A 15569-nucleotide genomic window follows, 5' to 3' on the forward strand; every position below is an offset into this window, starting at 1 on the left:
TGTGCGAATACAAAGAAAAGGTCTACCGGCAGAGCTGAACGATCTCCTGTCCGTTCACTGCCCGACCTCAAGACCTAGATTGAAAGCAGTACCAATCACCAACCCGGAGAATTGAGCAATGAGAATTCTGCATACCATGCTGCGCGTCGGCGACCTGCAACGCTCCATCGACTTCTACACCCGCGTGCTGGGCATGACACTGCTGCGCAAGAGCGAGAACAGCGAATACAAGTACACCCTGGCCTTCGTCGGCTACGGTGACGAGAAGGACGAGGCCGTCATCGAACTCACCTACAACTGGGGCGTGAGCGAGTACGAGCTGGGCTCCGCCTACGGCCACATCGCCCTGGAAGCGGACGACATCTATGGCACCTGCGACGCCCTGCGCGCCGCCGGCGCCAAGATCACCCGCGAGCCGGGCCCGGTCAAGGGTGGCACCACTGTCATCGCCTTCGTGGAAGACCCGGACGGTTACAAGATTGAGCTGATCGCCAAGAAAGACACGGGAACCGGCCTCGGCGTCTGAGCCAGACCGGCACCCTCGCGGTGACATAGCAAACGGGGCCCTGGGGCCCCGTTTTTGTTGCTACTCTGCCAGCCGCCACCATCAGGCGAGGCGGAAGCGGCCTATGGTCTGGCGCAGGCTCGCCGCCAGCTGGCTCAGCTCCAGGCAGGCGCGGGCGGTGTGATCGGCACCGGTCGCCACCTCGTTGGAAGACTCGTTGATCCGCTCCACGTTGCGGCCCAGCTCGTCGGAGACCGCATCCTGCTCGCCGCAGGCGCTGGCGATCTGGATCGCCATGTCGGCAATCTGGCCGACCGCCTCCTCGATCTGCTGGATCCCCGAGCTGGTCTGCTCGCTCTGGCTCACGCACTGGCGGATCATCTCGCAGCTCTGGCTGGTCACCGCCTTCGCCTGGTTGGCACGGGCCTGCAGGGTTTCGATGATGGCGACGATCTCGCCGGTCGAGGCCTGGGTACGGCCCGCCAGGGTGCGCACCTCATCGGCCACCACCGCGAAGCCGCGCCCCTGCTCGCCGGCGCGGGCCGCCTCTATGGCGGCATTGAGCGCCAGCAGGTTGGTCTGATCGGCGATGCCGCGAATGACGTCCACCACCAGATTGATCTGGGCCGATTCGCGCTCCAGCTCCGCCACCAGGGTGCCCGCCTGCTCCATCTCCTCGGCAACCCGGGTGATGGCCACCAGGGCGCCCTGCACATCCTGATTGCCGCGACGGGCCAGGGCATTGGCCGAGCTGGCAGATTCCGAGGCGACCTCGGTGTTGCCCGCCACATCGGCCACCGTCGCCTTCATCTGGGCCATGGCGGTCGCCACCAGGGAGATCTCCTGCTGCTGGCTCTGGATCCCCTGGGCCGACTGCTCGGAGACGGCGCTCACCTCCTCGATGGCGGCCCCCAGCTGGGTCACGGCGGCGACCACCTCCTCGATGAGACCGCGCAGGTTGTCCTGCATCTTGAGGGAGGCACTGGCCAGCATGCCCAGCTCATCCTGCCCTATGTGCTGGCGATCCAGCCTGTGGGTCAAGTTCCCCTGCGCGATGGCATTGGCCTGGGCGACCACGGCCTGCAGCGGCAGGCAGATCTGGCGCGTGAGGAACCAGGTCATCACCCCCATGAACAGCAGCAGGGCGCCGATGCTCACAGTGGCGAAGGTCGTCACCATGTTGACGCTGCCAAGCAGGCTGCCGCGGTTCTCCTTGACGAAGCCGAGGTTCACGTCCACCAGGGCGTTGACCCCCTGCTCCAGCTCGGTGTAGCTCCCGTTGGACTGGAACAGCGCGTCCCTGGCCTGCTCCTTGAGCCCCTGCACCAGCAGGCTGTCGACCCGGTTGACCGCGCTCAGGTAGTGCAGCCACTGCTGCTTGGCCCGGTTGAACACCTGGCGCTCATGCTCGGCCCCGACGGTGGCCTCATAGGCGCTAAGGGCGCGCTCCACCTTGGCCACGCTCTCCTGGATGCGGCCGCGACGGGCCTGCACATCGGCGGCGTCCTCGACCATCAGCAGGGCAAACTGGGCGCGGCGCACATAGGAGACGTCGTAGAGCAAGTTCTCTACCGAGATCACGCTCGGCAGGGTGGAATCGGTAAAATTGAGTACCCGATCCCGTACTCCGCGCAGTTCGCTGGCGAGGAAAAGACCGAATATGACGTTGATGGCGGCGATAACCGCAAAGACCACGGCAATCTTCTTGCCGATGGAGAGGTTCTTGTAAGACATGTTGACTGGTGATCCTCGACTGCTGATAAGCAGGTGCACTGTGGCGATCACATCCGTGTAAACGGTGACCCGAGACTCCTGACGGGAAAATGAAACAACACGAACAAGCGGGGAAGAGCGTTCGCAGGCGCGCACCCTATCACAGCTGCCGCCCTCGCTCATCCCTCTCGTGTTGTACAGGGCCATGTCGTTTGGCATGTGCCCGGGATACAAGAGCGACCGGATGACCACAAACTTGAGCCGATTGCCCCAATCGTCCCGCCATCATGGACAAACGGGAGGCCAGGTTATGTAATGGCCCTCTCGTCTCTCCCAACCACAATCCCCCGAGGCCCCATGGATAACGCGTCGACCCTCAGCCCCTCCTGGTCAGTCCAACTGCGCGAGCAGATAGCGGATCGCCCCCTCATCGCCCTGGGACTGCTGCTCGCCCTGGCCGCCGTGCTGCTGCTCCTGTTGCAGAGCCTCATCCTGCTGGCGGCCGGTGACATCAGCCCCGGGGTGCGTTATGGCCTCATCGGCGGCGTCGCCGGGTTTGCCGCCACGGCGCTGGGCGCCCTGCCCGCCCTGTTCCTGCGATCTGTTCCCCAGCGGGTGGAAGACGCCATGCTAGGCTTTGCCGCCGGCATGATGCTGGCAGCCAGCGCCTTCTCCCTGCTGCTGCCGGGGCTGGAGGCGGCCGAGGGGATCACAGGTGACGGTTTTCTCGCCGCCGCCGTGGTGGTGGCCGGCATGACCCTCGGGGTCTTGCTGATGCTGGGGCTGGATCAGTTCACCCCCCACGAGCACGACAAGACAGGCCCCTGCGGCCCCGGCCACGAGAGCTGCTCCCGGGTCTGGCTGTTCGTGTTTGCCATCGCCCTGCACAACCTGCCGGAAGGCATGGCCATCGGGGTCAGCTTCTCCCAGGGGGACATGGCGGTGGGGCTGCCGCTCACTACCGCCATCGCCCTGCAGGACATCCCCGAGGGGCTGGCGGTGGCGCTCGCCATGTGCGCCGCCGGCTTTCGCCCCTCGGTCGCCGTCATGGTGGCCATCGGCAGCGGCCTGCTGGAACCGCTCGGCGCCCTGCTCGGGGTCGGGCTCGCCAGCGGCATGGCCATCGCCTACCCCATAGGTCTCGGGCTCGCGGCAGGCGCCATGTTGTTCGTGGTCTCCCACGAGGTGATCCCCGAGACCCACCGCAACGGCCACCAGACCCACGCCACCCTTGGCCTGATGGCCGGCTTTGCCCTGATGATGACGCTGGATACGGCCTTGGGTTGATATGGGTGCAAGAGGCCGGGGCAGGATGCAAGCCTTCTGGTGACCCCCGAGACCCACCGCAACGGCCATCAGACCCATCTCCACCCGGGGCTGATGGCCGGCTTGCCCTGATGATGACGCAAGATACGGCCTTGGGTTGATATGGAGGATGCAACCTCGGGGCTTCCACGCAGTGGACTCCAATCCCATCACCACGGTCACCAGACCCATCACCTCCCGGGGCCGATGGCCGGCTTTGCTTTGATGATGACGCAAGATACGGCCTTGGGTTGATAACACGCTGATAAATAGCCTAATGTCTAGTTCCTTGCGTTCCTGATCCGGCTGATGATGGGTTAGCGTCGCCCCTATCGAGACCCTGCATGAGATGATCTTCCGGATGGCTCTGCTGCTTTGCCTGCTTGCCCCAGCCAGTGGGGCCGTCGGTGCCACCGAGGTTTACCACACGGCGGCACAAGCCGATTCGGCCCCCAAATACCTGACCCTGGCGGGAGGGAAGATCGGCGGGATCTGCGTCGATCTGTTTCGGCGCATGGAGGCACGGGAGCCGACCCTGCGCATCGCGGGAGATCAGGCCTCCCTGCCCCTCAAGCGCCTGGAGAAGAAGGTGCGGCACGGCCAGCTGGATTTCATCTGCGGCGTGGGAGACAGCCCGGAGCGCCGCAGCCAGTTCGTCTACCTGCAACCCGCCATCTTCACGGTGCGCTACCACCTGGCGGTGCGCAGCGACGATCCGGTCGAGATCCGGGGCTGGGAGGACGTCAGGGCACTCGGTCAGCAGGGGATCATCCTCATCAATCACGGCAGCGGCGCCATCGCGCGGCTCCAGGCCATCGGCGGCCTCCTCATCGACAGCGGCGGAATAGGCAGCAAGGCCAACTACGACAAGCTGTTGATGAAGCGGGCGCGCTTCGTCTACTACCGCTCCCCGGGGTTTGAATCCGATCTGCGCGAGCATGGGCTGGGGGAGCGGATCCGCATTCTCCCCACAGTGATGGAAGAGACCCCCTTCTACATACTGTTCCACCGCCACAGTGCCCCCGAGCGACTGACCCTGTTTGCCAACACCCTGCAACGGCTCGCGACAAGTGGCGAACTGGCCGCCCTGGTCGAGCGCTACCGCTGACGCAGGAGATGCCCCGGCAGCCCCACAGGAATGCTCGGCGTCACCGCCAAGTTTTGTTATCATCCCCGCCAACTTTTCCGGCCCAGCGGCCACAGAGACGAGGTAGATGATGAAAGTAGGTATTATCGGCGCCATGGAGCAGGAAGTGGCCCTGCTGCGCAGCCAGCTCAGTGAACCCACCACCCTGCAACTGGGCGGCTGCGAGTTCTATCAGGGCCGTCTGGCCGGTAAAGAGGTGATCCTGACCCGCTCCGGCATCGGCAAGGTTGCCGCCAGCGTCGCCACCAGCCTCCTGCTGGAAAAATTTGCCCCCGACTGCGTCATCAACACCGGCTCCGCCGGCGGCTTCGCACAGGACCTGCACATCGGGGACGTGGTCATCGCCAGCGAGATGCGTTTCCACGACGTGGACGTGACCGCCTTCGGCTACGAGATGGGTCAGATGGCCCAGCAGCCCGCCGCCTTCCCCTGCGATGACAAGCTCATCGCCCTGGCCCAGGCCTGCATCGCCGAGCAAGGCAAGCACCAGACCAAGGTCGGCCTCATCTGCACCGGTGATCAATTCATGTGCAAGCCGGACGCCATCGCCAAGGCCCGCGCCGACTTCCCGCAGATGCTGGCAGTCGAGATGGAAGGGGCCGCCATCGGCCAGGTATGCCACATGTTCAAGGTGCCCTATCTGGTGGTGCGCGCCATGTCCGACATCGCCGGCAAGGAGCAGGTGGAATCCTTCGATGCCTTCATCGAGGTGGCGGGTCAACACTCCGCCGAGGTGATCATGGCGCTGCTCGGCAAGCTGTGATCGACACCCTTCCCTGGGACGACCTGATGACTGCCCTCGCCTCGACGACGGCGGCCATCATGGTGGGTGCCGCCCTGCTGGAGGCCCTGCTGCCCTGGCCCGCGCGTTTCAGGCCCGGCGCCACTGTGCCGCTGCTGGCCCGCCTCGGCCACAAGGTGTATCGCCCGGACGGTTCGCCCGGTCAGCAACGCCAGGCGGGGCTGCTGGCCCTGCTGGTGGTCTGGGTGCCCTGCGCCGCCGGCCTCTGGGCGGTACGCAACCTCTCCCTCTCCGAGCCTTTGTTCGACCTGCTGTTCCTGCTGCTGATGCTGGAGTCGCGCCCCCTGCGGGAGCTCGCCCAGGGGAGTCGCGCCCTGGCGGCCCAGGAGACGCTGGTGGTGGCGAGGTTGCAGGCAGCAAGCTGGCTCAGACGAGAGACGGGCGCCCTGTCGGTGATGGGATTGAACAAGGCGGTGAGCGAGACCTGCGTGCTGCGCCTCGTTGGGCAGTGGGCCGGCCCCCTGCTGGGCTTTGCCCTGGCCGGGGTGCAGGGAGCCCTGCTCTGGCGCCTCGCCCAGCTGATGAATCAGGCCTGGAGCCCGAAACAGGCGGAGTTCGTCCACTTCGGCCGCGCCGCCAGTGCGCTCTATCAGGGGCTCTGCGCCCCCGCCATATTGCTGCTGGCGCTCCCCCTCGCGCTGACCCGATTACGCCAGCTTGGGGGCAAGCTGCGCCTTGCCCTGCGCTGGCCCTATCCGGCCATGGGCGCCCTGCTCGGCCTGCTGGCACAGAGCACGGGCAGCCGCCTCGGGGGCCCCCGCTACTATCAGGGCCAGCTGGTGCGCCTCCCGGTGTTGGGCGATGGGAGCGAGCCCGACGCCACCCTGCCCCGGCGCCTGCTCCATCGCCTGCTGCTGATCGGCTGGGGCTGGCTCGGGCTCTCGCTGATCCTGACCCTGATGGCACTGACTCATGGCTGACCGCTTCCCCCTTCGCACCCTCTGCCTGCTGCTGTGCCTGCTCGGCTTGCCCCTGTCAGGCGCGGCGGCCCCCCCGCAGCGCATCATCAGCCTCACCCCCCACCTGACCGAGCTGTTGTACGACATAGGGGCCGGGGATCGCATAGTGGCCACCGACGATGCCTCCGATTTCCCCCCCGAGGTGGCGCCCCTGCCACGGGTCGCCAACTACCGCAGCATCAACCTGGAGGCCCTGCTGGCCCAGAAGCCGGATCTGGTGGTGGCCTGGCGCTCGGCCCAGTCCCGCATGCTGGCCCCCGTCGAGAAGCTCGGCATCCCCGTCTTCTACTCGGAGCCCACCGACTTTGCCTCCCTGGCCGACGAGATGCGCAGCCTGGGGCGCCTGCTCGGCACCCGGCAGAAGGCCGACCAGCAGGCCGACGCCTATCTGGCCAGACTCGATGCCCTGAAACAGCGCTACGGCAAGCCCAAGCCAGTCTCGGTCTTCTATCAGCTCTGGTATCCGCCGCTCACCAGCGTCAACGACTCGACCTGGCCGGGCCACGCCATCAGGCTCTGCGGTGGCCGCAATATCATGGCGGATGCCAGCTCCCCCTACCCCCAGGTCGGGCTGGAGCAGGTGATCAAGGCCAACCCCGGGCTCATCCTGGCCGGCAGCCGGGATCCCGCCGTGCTGGCCCACTGGCGCCAGTGGTCCATGCTGGATGCCGTCAAGCAGCAGCGGCTCGTTCTCATCAACCCGGATGAACTGCACCGCTTCACCCCGCGGGCCCTCAACGCGGTGGAGCAGGTATGCGAGGCGATCGCCGGCAGTAGCCCGCCATCGGCCTGATCCCGGGCGTCGCAGCGGGTTGGCCCTCCGATGGCTCGCGACAAGATATGGCATAGAATATGCTTTCCACTCTGACAGATACTCACTCCATAACGGGACTATGACATGTTCAACGGCAAAACGATCCTGATCACCGGGGGTACCGGCTCCTTTGGCAAGAAATTCATCGAGACGGTCCTCTCCCTGTACACGCCGAGCCGTTTGATCGTCTATTCCCGTGATGAACTCAAGCAATTCGAGATGCAGCAGCGCTTCAACAACCCCTGCATGCGTTACTTCATCGGCGATGTGCGCGATGCCGAGCGACTCAACATGGCCATGCACGGCGTGGACTTCGTGGTTCATGCCGCCGCCCTCAAGCAGGTGCCGGCCGCCGAGTACAACCCCATGGAGTGCATCAAGACCAATATCTATGGGGCGGAAAATGTCATCAAGGCGGCCCTCAACAACGGGGTCGAGAAGGTAATCGCCCTCTCCACCGACAAGGCTGCCAACCCGGTCAACCTCTATGGCGCCACCAAGCTCTGCTCCGACAAGCTGTTCGTCGCCGCCAATAATATGGCGGGCAGGCACCCGACCATCTTCTCCGTAGTGCGCTACGGCAACGTGGTGGGATCCCGCGGCTCTGTGGTGCCCTTCTTCGACCGGTTGATCAAGGAAGGCGCCAGCCGCCTGCCCATCACCCATGCCGAGATGACCCGCTTCTGGCTCACCCTGCAACAGGGAGTGGAGTTCGTGCTGACCAACTTTGTCCGCATGAAGGGGGGGGAAGTGTTCGTTCCCAAGATCCCGTCCGTGCGCATCACGGATCTCGCCAGCGCCATGGCCCCCGAGCTGCCCCAGGAGATCATCGGCATACGCCCGGGCGAGAAGCTGCACGAGGTGATGTGCCCGGCCGATGACTCCTACCATACCTATGAGTTCAAGGACTACTACGTCATCGCCCCCAGCATCACCTTCACGAGTCGCAACAATGACTTCGCGATCAATGCCCTGAAGGAGCAGGCGACCCTGGTCGAGCCCGGCTTCGAATACAATTCCCTCAATAATCGCCATTTCCTGTCGATAGAGGAATTGAAAACGATGAACCAGCAGGTGCTAGCCGAATGATCCCCTATGGACGCCAATCCATCACAGATGAAGATATCGACGCCGTCGTTGCCGTCCTGAAGTCGGACTATCTGACACAGGGCGAGGCGGTCCCCGCCTTTGAACAGGGGCTGGCCGACTACTGCCATGCCCCCCATGTGATCGCCTGCAGCAACGGCACCACGGCCCTGCATCTCGCCTGCGCCGCGCTGGAACTGGGAGCGGATGACTGGGTCTGGGTCTCGGCCATCAGTTTCGTCGCCTCCGCCAACTGTGCCCGCTATTGCGGCGCCCAGGTGGACTTCGTCGATGTGGAACCCGATACCGGCAACCTCTGCGTGGCGGCGCTGCGCGAGAAGCTGCAAGGCGTTCAGGGCAGCGCTCGTCAGCCCAGGGTCCTGGTCGCCGTGCACCTGGCAGGCCAGCCCTGCGATCTTGCCGAGATTGGCGCCCTGTGCCGGCAATATGGCGTTCACCTCATCGAGGATGCCTGCCATGCCCTGGGGGCCAGCTATCAGGGGGACCCCATCGGAAGCTGTGCCCACAGCGACATGACCGTCTTCAGCTTCCACCCCGTGAAACCCATCACCACGGGGGAAGGGGGCGCGGTAACCACCCGCAGTGCCGAGCTGGCCGCCAGGCTTCGCCTCTATCGCAGTCATGGCATCACCCGGGATCCCGCACAGTTGAGCGTCGACAGTCCGGGGGGCTGGTACTACGAGCAGCAGGTGCTCGGCTTCAACTACCGCCTGACCGACATCCAGGCGGCGCTGGGGTTAAGCCAGCTCGCTCGCCTGCCGCTGTTCATCGACAGGCGTCGGCAGTTGGCCGCCCGCTACGGCGAGCTGCTGACCCGACTGCCGGTGCAACCCCTGCGCCAGATGGATGACTGCCGCAGCGGCTATCACCTCTATGTGGTCCGGGTTCACGACCGGGACCGGGTGTTTGCACAACTGAGGGAGGCCGGTATCGGCGTCAACGTCCACTACATGCCCATTCCGGCCCAACCCTATTACCGTGATCTCGGCCATGACCCCGCCGATTACCCCGGTGCCCAGGCCTATTACCGACAAGCCATCAGCCTTCCCCTGTTCCCTGCCCTCTCATCGGCCGAGCAGGACAAGGTGGTCGAAGCCCTGGAGTCGGTGCTATGCGCCTAGCCCTCGGCACTGTCCAGTTCGGCCTCGATTACGGCATCAGCAACCACACTGGCGAGGTTGCTGATGCCGAGCTAGGCGCCATCCTGACTCTGGCCCGCAAGCTGGGGATGGATACCCTGGACACAGCCCAGGCCTACGGCAAGGCCGAGACAAGGCTAGGGCTTTGCAACACCGCCGACTTTCAAGTCATCACCAAGCTGTCACCGAGCATAGATGCCGCGAACCTAGCCTCCTCTTTGGAGTCCAGTCTGCAACGACTGGCCCGAGCCAGCGTCGAGGGCCTGCTGCTGCACCGCAGCCAGGACGCCAGCCCTGCCCTGTTCGAGCAGTTGGCGGATTTCCAACATCAGGGCAAGGTGGGCAAGGTGGGGGTCTCCGTCTACTCCCCCGAGGAGCTGGCACTCTGGCTGGATCAGGGTTATCCCCTGGAGCTGGTGCAGCTCCCCGCCAACCTGCTCGATCAACGCTTCCTGCGCTCGGGCTGGCTCGACCGGTTGCAGGCCATGGGGTGTGAAATCCATGTGCGATCCCTCTTCCTGCAAGGCCTGCTGCTGATGCAGCCGGCCCTTCGTCCCGCTTATTTCGACGCCTTCAGTGAACCGCTCGCGCGGCTGGATGAGTGGCATCCCCACCTCTCCCCCCTCCACAAGGCGCTCGCCCTGATCCCGGCCCTGCCCCAGGTCAGCCGCTTCGTGGTGGGGGTCTGTCATGCCCACGAGCTGGCGGCCATCGCCTCGGCCTATGCCCATCTGCATCCGTGCCATGACGACGACCTGGCCGCCCTCACCTGTGACGAGCCGACCCTCATCAACCCAGCCTTGTGGAGAACATCATGATCCTCGGGATCCTGCAGGCCAGAGCCAGCTCCAGCCGACTGCCTGGCAAGGTGCTCAAGCCCCTGCTCGGCGAGCCCATGCTCGCCCGCCAGATTGAACGGCTCAAGCGTTCGACCAGGCTGGATCAGCTGGTGGTCGCCACCAGCGACCAGCGCGAGGATGAGGCCATTGCAGCGCTCTGCACCCAGCTGGGGGTACCCTGTTTCCGCGGTCCGCTTGACGATGTGTTGCAGCGTTTCCATCTGGCCGCACAACCCTTCGGGGCCAGCCAGATAGTGCGGCTCACCGGGGATTGCCCCCTCGCGGATCCCGCTCTCATCGACGAGCTTATCGAGCTGCATCTGACCGGCGGTTACGACTACAGCAGCAACTGCTGGGATCCCAGCTACCCGGACGGCCTGGACGCCGAGATCTTAAGTGCCGCCACCCTAGACTTGCTCGCCGAGCGCGCACACACCCCGGCCCAGCGCGAGCACGTGACCTACTACATCCGCCAGCATGAGGATCAGTTCAAGATAGGGACATTGAGCCGTATCCCCAGCCTGGCCCACCTGCGCTGGACGGTGGACGAGCCCGCCGACTTCACCCTGGTCGAACAGATTTATCAGCGGCTTTATCCGTCAAACCCGGCATTTGCCACCGGCGACATTCTCGCCCTGCTGGCGCGGGAGCCGGCGCTTGCGACCCTGAACACTCAACATCAACGCAATGAGGGGCTGGCAAGCTCGCTGGCCAAGGAGAACCACTCATGACCTCACGTTATCAGCATTCACTGGCGCTCTCCGCCCGGGCCGAGCAGAGCATTCCTTTAGGCTCCCAGACCTTCTCCAAGAGCCGCCTCTGCTTCCCCTATGGCGCCGCCCCGCTCTTTATCGAGCGTGGCCAGGGCGCCAGGGTATGGGATGTGGATGGCAACGAGTATCTCGACTTTGCCAGCGGCCTTCTGGCCATCAGCCTGGGTTACTGCGACCCGGATGTGAACCAGGCCGTGCTGGAGCAGCTCAATCTGGGCTCCATCTTCTCCCTTCCCCATAGGCTGGAAACCGAGGTCGCGGAGCAGCTGATCGAGCTTATCCCCTGCGCCGAGATGGTTCGCTTTGGCAAGAACGGCACCGACGCCACCTCCGCCTGCATCCGCCTCTCCCGCGCCGTCACCGGTCGGGAGCGGGTCGCCGTCTGCGGCTACCACGGCTGGCAAGACTGGTACATCGGCTCCACCACCCGCCATCTGGGGGTGCCCGAGTGCGTACGCGAGCTGACCCACCGCTTCGACTACAACGATCTGGGCTCCATCAGGGCCCAGCTGGAAACCCATCCCGGCGAGTTTGCCGCCGTGATCCTGGAGCCCATGAACGTCGCCTGGCCCGCCCCGGACTTCCTGCCCGGTCTGCGCCAGCTCTGCGACGAACACGGCGCCCTGCTCATCTTCGATGAGACCATCACCGGCTTTCGCTTCCACCTCGGCGGCGCCCAGACCCTGTTCGGGGTCACGCCGGATCTGGCCGCCTTTGGCAAGGGCATGGCCAACGGCTTCCCCATCTCCGCCGTGGTGGGTCGCCGCCAGTACATGGGCCGCATGGAGGATATCTTCTTCTCCGGCACCTTCGGCGGCGATGCCATCGCCCTGGCGGCGGCCAACGCCGTCATCAGGAAGATGCGCCGGCTCGACGTGCCCGCCAGACTGGCCGAGCGGGGCCAGCAACTGCTGAGCGGACTCGATACCCTGCTCCAGCAGTTGAACGCCCCGAGCTGGCTGCAAAGCGCCGGCCACCCGAGCTGGAGCTTCCTGCTCATCGGCGACTCGGCCAACCACTCCAGCTGGCTGCTGAAAAGCTACTTCATCCAGGAGCTGTGCAAGCGCGGCATTCTTAGCCTCGGCAGCCACAACCTCAATCTCGCCCACAGCGAACAGGACGTTCAAACTCTGCTGGCCGTCTATGCCGATATCCTGCCGGCGCTTATCCGGCTGGATGCAGACAAGGCCATTCATCAGGCCCTGGATGGCGAACCCATCCAGCCGGTGTTCAAGGTGCGCTGAGTGCTGCCCCTGTGGATCTTCAGTGAAGGGGACAGAGTCCGGGGCCTGGGGCACCTCAGCCGTTGCAGCGCCTATGCGCAGGCCTGGCGACAACAGGGGGGCGCCGTCCACTGGGTGGTCGAGGGCGATGATCTTGCCAGCGCCCTGCTCAAGGAGGAGACCGTCAGTTGGGGAAACTGGCAGCAACAACACATCTCCCCACGGCAGGCGGTCGCCATTGTCGACTCCTACTCGGCCAGCCTGGCCACGCTTGAGAGCATCGCAGCCGGTTTCCTGCGGGTGATATATCTCGATGACACCGAGCGCCTGGACTATCCAGAGGGGTTGGTGATCCACGCCAGTCCGGGCGCACCTGGCAACAAGTCCGGCCCCGCGCTATGGCAGTGGGGGCCCGGCTGGCAACCCTTACGCCCCCCGTTCTGGTCTGTTCCAGCCCGAAACCGGGTTCCCGAGCGTATCGAACGCATCCTGATCATCATGGGGGGAACCGATGTGCGCGATCTCACTCCCGGGTTGGTCACCTGGCTACGTCAGCACTGTCCTGAGGTGGAGCTGGACGTCATCATCCGGGAGCACGATCCGCGGCTGTCGGGATGCAGGCAACATCACCGTCTCGATGCCAGCCAGATGGCCGCTCTCATGTGTCGCTGTGATCTGGCCATCGGCAGTGCCGGACAGGTGACCTATGAGCTGGCGCGCTGCGGACTGCCGGGCATCCTTGTCGGTGTTGCCGACAATCAGGCAAGTCAGCTGGCTGGCTGGTGCGGCCCGGACGCCTTCCTCTCGGGCGGCTGGTGGCATGATGCCGACTTGCTCTCCCGGCTGGAACAAGGGCTGGCAAGACTGGCGGCTCCGGACGAACGCATTAGACGAGCACACAAGCTGCAAGCGCTGATGGCAGGAAACGGCACCCTGGAGGCCCTCTCATGGCTCAACCAGAGATAAACCTGCAGCGCCGCTTCGAGCTGGCCGGTGTCACCCTCATCCCTTTCGCCATGCTGGACGAGCAGCAGATAGTGGCGGTCTGGCAGATGCGCACACATCCAGACATTGCGCACTGGATGAACAGTGGCGGCGACATCAGCCTGGAATCACATCGCGCCTTCATGGCTCGCCAGCATCAGGACACCCGCAACATCAACTATCTCTGTCTGGACAACGCGGGTCCTGTCGGCGTCATCTCCCTGCACCGGCTTGACTGGCACAATCGCCTGGCCTGGCTCGGGATCTATCGCAATCCCTGGCGCAGCGAGAAACGGCTGGGCGCGCGCCTGCTGACCGCCGTCAACCGGCTCGCCTTCGAGATCGCCCACCTGCACACTCTCAAGCTGGAGGTCGCCGCGGACAATGAAAGAGCCATTCAAGCCTATCTGAGAGCAGGCTTTCGCCATGAAGGCGCCTGGCGGGAGGCCGTCTATCGCCCCCATACAACAAACCATGTGGATCTCGTGCTGATGGGGATCACTGAACAGGAGTGGACACATTCATGACCCAAACCATGGCGAGTGCCATCAACCCGGATCGGTGTTTCATCATCGCCGAGCTGTCTGCCAACCACGGCCACTCCCTGGAGACGGCGCTGGCGACGGTACGGGCGGCCAAGGCGTGCGGCGCCGATGCCATCAAGATCCAGACCTATACGGCCGACACCATCACCCTGGATTGCGACAACGAGTATTTCCAGATCAATCAGGGCACCATCTGGGATGGCACCACGCTCTACAAGCTCTACCAGGAGGCCTATACCCCCTGGGAGTGGCATGCCGCCATCCAGGCCGAGGCGCACAAAGAGGGGCTGATCTTCTTCTCCACCCCCTTTGATGTTACCGCGGTCGATTTTCTGGAAGAACTCAAGGTTCCCCTCTACAAGATCGCCTCGTTCGAAATCACCGACATTCCCCTGATCGAATACGCGGCCAGCAAGGGTAAGCCGATGATCATCTCGACCGGCATCGCGACCCTGGCCGATATCGATGCCGCCGTGCAGGCCTGCCGCCGCATGGGCAATCAGGATATTACCCTGCTCAAGTGCACCTCCTCCTACCCCGCCCCGGTAGAGGAGGCCAACCTGCTCACCATGCCCAATATGCGACAGACATTCGGGGTGAAGGTGGGCTTGTCGGATCATACCCTGGGCGAGGCCGTGGCCATGGCCGCCACCGCACTGGGGGCTCGCGTGATTGAAAAACACTTCATTCTGGATCGCACCCTGGGAGGACCGGATGCCTCCTTCTCCATGACACCGGACGAGTTTTCCCATATGGTCAACGGGATCAGGCAGGTTGAGGCCGCCCTGGGCGAGGTCTGCTACAGCCTCAATGATAAGGCGATGGCAAACCGGCACTTCTCCCGCTCACTCTTCGTCTGTGAGCCGATGAAAGCAGGAGAGGCCTTTACCCCCCGCAATGTGCGCTCCGTCCGCCCTGCGGATGGATTACCCCCGGTTCACCTGCCCTCCCTGCTGGGTCGCCGTGCAAGCCAGGATATTCAGGCTGGCACACCGCTGGCATGGTCATTGATTGCCCAAGTTGCCGAGGAGCAGTAGATGCAACAGAAAAACGTCTTCATGGCCCAGGAAGGGAACGAGTGGTACGAGCGCAACAAGGCCGCCATCCTCGAGAAATCCCTGGCAAATGATCCCATCTTCAAGGCGCTGGAATACCTGGGCAGCAGACCTGCCAGGATCCTGGAGATAGGCTGTGCCAATGGCTGGCGGCTGGCGCAGCTGGCCGAGCACTACGGCGCCCGCTGCTATGGGGTGGATCCGTCCGCCAGCGCCATCCAGGATGGGCTCTCCCGCTATCCAGGGTTGCACCTCACCGTCGGGACGGCCGACAGCCTGCCCGAGATAGAGCCGGTCGATCTCATCATCTTCGGCTTCTGCCTCTATCTGTGCGATCCCCAGGATCTGTTCAGGATTGCCGCCGGCAGTGATGCCCTGCTGGCCGATCGGGGCCTCATGACCATACTGGATTTCAATCCCCCGACGGGCCACTATCGCAACGACTATCAGCATCACGCCAATCTCTTCAGCTACAAGATGAATTACGGAGAGTTGTTTAGCTGGCACCCGAGCTACCATCGCCTGTTTGAACACGTGCAGCATCACGACGGTGGCGCCGAACTGGAGCCAGATGCACTGATCTCGGTGCAGATCCTGCGAAAAGATGTGCGCCTGCTCGCAGCGCAGAATCCTTATCCCAAGGGATAAAAAAACACCGA

16 protein-coding genes are annotated in these 15569 nt (G+C 64.1%); 15 read left to right on the forward strand and 1 reads right to left on the reverse strand.

Translation table 11 applies throughout. The features are described from left to right. Positions 1-118 precede the first annotated feature (118 nt). Complete coding sequence (gene gloA / locus AC1IN8_RS03445; RefSeq protein WP_025326535.1) at positions 119-526, forward strand: lactoylglutathione lyase; 408 nt, start codon at positions 119-121, stop codon at positions 524-526. 81 nt (positions 527-607) lie between these two features. Here gloA and AC1IN8_RS03450 read toward each other — a convergent pair whose 3' ends face one another. After that, on the reverse strand, positions 608-2239 hold the full coding sequence (locus AC1IN8_RS03450) for a methyl-accepting chemotaxis protein (protein WP_247626744.1): 1632 nt from the start codon (positions 2237-2239) through the stop codon (positions 608-610). Positions 2240-2575: 336 nt separating this feature from the next. Between AC1IN8_RS03450 and AC1IN8_RS03455 the strand changes: the two genes are divergently transcribed. From AC1IN8_RS03455 to AC1IN8_RS03520, 14 genes are all read left to right on the forward strand, one after another. Next, complete coding sequence (locus AC1IN8_RS03455; RefSeq protein WP_265435951.1) at positions 2576-3505, forward strand: ZIP family metal transporter; 930 nt, start codon at positions 2576-2578, stop codon at positions 3503-3505. Between the two features lie 367 nt (positions 3506-3872). After that, positions 3873-4631 carry a substrate-binding periplasmic protein gene (locus AC1IN8_RS03460; protein WP_479758072.1) on the forward strand — a complete coding sequence of 253 codons (759 nt, stop codon included), beginning with the start codon at positions 3873-3875 and terminating at the stop codon, positions 4629-4631. Positions 4632-4740: 109 nt separating this feature from the next. Further along, the gene (gene mtnN / locus AC1IN8_RS03465; protein ID WP_043129316.1) at positions 4741-5433 is read left to right on the forward strand and encodes a 5'-methylthioadenosine/S-adenosylhomocysteine nucleosidase; all 693 of its coding nucleotides are present in this window, start codon (positions 4741-4743) and stop codon (positions 5431-5433) included. Positions 5434-5459: 26 nt separating this feature from the next. Next, complete coding sequence (locus AC1IN8_RS03470; protein WP_479758073.1) at positions 5460-6392, forward strand: cobalamin biosynthesis protein CobD/CbiB; 933 nt, start codon at positions 5460-5462, stop codon at positions 6390-6392. Then, positions 6385-7224, forward strand: coding sequence for a cobalamin-binding protein (locus AC1IN8_RS03475; protein ID WP_479758074.1), 840 nt, complete (start codon positions 6385-6387; stop codon positions 7222-7224). Before AC1IN8_RS03470 ends, AC1IN8_RS03475 begins: the two co-directional genes overlap by 8 nt. A gap of 105 nt (positions 7225-7329) precedes the next feature. Further along, a complete protein-coding gene (gene pseB / locus AC1IN8_RS03480) occupies positions 7330-8334 on the forward strand; it encodes a UDP-N-acetylglucosamine 4,6-dehydratase (inverting) (protein WP_479758075.1) in 1005 nt (334 codons plus the stop codon). After that, a complete protein-coding gene (gene pseC, locus AC1IN8_RS03485; RefSeq protein ID WP_479758076.1) occupies positions 8331-9473 on the forward strand; it encodes a UDP-4-amino-4,6-dideoxy-N-acetyl-beta-L-altrosamine transaminase in 1143 nt (380 codons plus the stop codon). The genes pseB and pseC overlap by 4 nt, the downstream gene beginning before the upstream one ends. Beyond that, the gene (locus AC1IN8_RS03490) at positions 9464-10309 is read left to right on the forward strand and encodes an aldo/keto reductase (RefSeq protein WP_479758077.1); all 846 of its coding nucleotides are present in this window, start codon (positions 9464-9466) and stop codon (positions 10307-10309) included. Before pseC ends, AC1IN8_RS03490 begins: the two co-directional genes overlap by 10 nt. Then, the gene (locus AC1IN8_RS03495) at positions 10306-11061 is read left to right on the forward strand and encodes a cytidylyltransferase domain-containing protein (RefSeq protein WP_479758079.1); all 756 of its coding nucleotides are present in this window, start codon (positions 10306-10308) and stop codon (positions 11059-11061) included. The genes AC1IN8_RS03490 and AC1IN8_RS03495 overlap by 4 nt, the downstream gene beginning before the upstream one ends. Next, positions 11058-12347: an aminotransferase class III-fold pyridoxal phosphate-dependent enzyme gene (locus AC1IN8_RS03500; protein WP_479758080.1), complete on the forward strand. Its 1290-nt coding sequence runs from the start codon at positions 11058-11060 to the stop codon at positions 12345-12347. Before AC1IN8_RS03495 ends, AC1IN8_RS03500 begins: the two co-directional genes overlap by 4 nt. Beyond that, entirely contained in the window at positions 12348-13292 is a 945-nt protein-coding gene (locus tag AC1IN8_RS03505) for a hypothetical protein (protein ID WP_479758081.1), read from the forward strand. Continuing rightward, positions 13274-13837, forward strand: a complete 564-nt coding sequence (gene pseH / locus AC1IN8_RS03510) for a UDP-4-amino-4,6-dideoxy-N-acetyl-beta-L-altrosamine N-acetyltransferase (RefSeq protein ID WP_479758082.1) — start codon at positions 13274-13276, stop codon at positions 13835-13837. Before AC1IN8_RS03505 ends, pseH begins: the two co-directional genes overlap by 19 nt. After that, positions 13834-14892: a pseudaminic acid synthase gene (gene pseI / locus AC1IN8_RS03515; protein WP_479758083.1), complete on the forward strand. Its 1059-nt coding sequence runs from the start codon at positions 13834-13836 to the stop codon at positions 14890-14892. Before pseH ends, pseI begins: the two co-directional genes overlap by 4 nt. Next, a complete protein-coding gene (locus AC1IN8_RS03520) occupies positions 14893-15558 on the forward strand; it encodes a class I SAM-dependent methyltransferase (protein WP_479758084.1) in 666 nt (221 codons plus the stop codon). The last annotated feature ends 11 nt before the right edge of the window (positions 15559-15569 follow it).

The sequence above is a fragment of the Aeromonas sp. 130281 genome (assembly GCF_056642115.1).

Excerpts from the sequence above, each read along its gene's own strand:
- pseC (WP_479758076.1), top strand. The coding sequence starts at position 8,331 with ATGATCCCCTATGGACGCCAATCCATCACAGATGAAGATATCGACGCC.
- AC1IN8_RS03495 (WP_479758079.1), top strand. The coding sequence starts at position 10,306 with ATGATCCTCGGGATCCTGCAGGCCAGAGCCAGCTCCAGCCGACTGCCT.
- AC1IN8_RS03455 (WP_265435951.1), top strand. The coding sequence starts at position 2,576 with ATGGATAACGCGTCGACCCTCAGCCCCTCCTGGTCAGTCCAACTGCGC.
- mtnN (WP_043129316.1), top strand. The coding sequence starts at position 4,741 with ATGAAAGTAGGTATTATCGGCGCCATGGAGCAGGAAGTGGCCCTGCTG.
- pseH (WP_479758082.1), top strand. The coding sequence starts at position 13,274 with ATGGCTCAACCAGAGATAAACCTGCAGCGCCGCTTCGAGCTGGCCGGT.
- AC1IN8_RS03520 (WP_479758084.1), top strand. The coding sequence starts at position 14,893 with ATGCAACAGAAAAACGTCTTCATGGCCCAGGAAGGGAACGAGTGGTAC.
- AC1IN8_RS03450 (WP_247626744.1), bottom strand. The coding sequence starts at position 2,239 with ATGTCTTACAAGAACCTCTCCATCGGCAAGAAGATTGCCGTGGTCTTT.
- pseB (WP_479758075.1), top strand. The coding sequence starts at position 7,330 with ATGTTCAACGGCAAAACGATCCTGATCACCGGGGGTACCGGCTCCTTT.
- AC1IN8_RS03475 (WP_479758074.1), top strand. The coding sequence starts at position 6,385 with ATGGCTGACCGCTTCCCCCTTCGCACCCTCTGCCTGCTGCTGTGCCTG.
- AC1IN8_RS03490 (WP_479758077.1), top strand. The coding sequence starts at position 9,464 with ATGCGCCTAGCCCTCGGCACTGTCCAGTTCGGCCTCGATTACGGCATC.
- AC1IN8_RS03500 (WP_479758080.1), top strand. The coding sequence starts at position 11,058 with ATGACCTCACGTTATCAGCATTCACTGGCGCTCTCCGCCCGGGCCGAG.
- pseI (WP_479758083.1), top strand. The coding sequence starts at position 13,834 with ATGACCCAAACCATGGCGAGTGCCATCAACCCGGATCGGTGTTTCATC.
- AC1IN8_RS03470 (WP_479758073.1), top strand. The coding sequence starts at position 5,460 with ATGACTGCCCTCGCCTCGACGACGGCGGCCATCATGGTGGGTGCCGCC.
- AC1IN8_RS03460 (WP_479758072.1), top strand. The coding sequence starts at position 3,873 with ATGATCTTCCGGATGGCTCTGCTGCTTTGCCTGCTTGCCCCAGCCAGT.
- gloA (WP_025326535.1), top strand. The coding sequence starts at position 119 with ATGAGAATTCTGCATACCATGCTGCGCGTCGGCGACCTGCAACGCTCC.